The sequence below is a fragment of the Gardnerella sp. C0684A1 genome (assembly GCF_055326835.1).
The window spans coordinates 1-251 of record NZ_JBLTSX010000063.1 but is presented as its reverse complement, the minus strand read 5'-3'; the positions used below and the strand labels follow the sequence as shown (position 1 = coordinate 251).

General features: G+C 62.2%; 1 protein-coding gene. It reads left to right on the top strand.

Annotated elements, in window-relative coordinates; translation table 11 throughout:
- A partial coding sequence (locus ACNEUN_RS06355) for a hypothetical protein (protein WP_463631604.1) occupies positions 1-205 on the top strand: 205 nt, incomplete at its 5' end.
- Between the last annotated feature and the right edge of the window lie 46 nt (positions 206-251).

The window sequence follows — 251 nt, the reverse complement described above, 5'->3', positions numbered from 1 at the left end:
GATGCAGGCGATCGCGCTTGCCGGCGGCGTCGGGCCATTTGCCGCGAAGAAGAAGATCCAGGTGAGGCGTCGCGCCGCAGGCGGCGACGAGACCATTTTCATGTTCAATTACAGCGCCTACGAGGCCGGCCTCGATCTGGAGGGGAATATCAAGTTGCGCGCAGGAGATGTAATCCTGGTTCCGGAACGGGGTTTGTTCGACTAGCCATCCTGGCCGCACGGACCCGAGGGGCACGATACCCGTGAAGCGA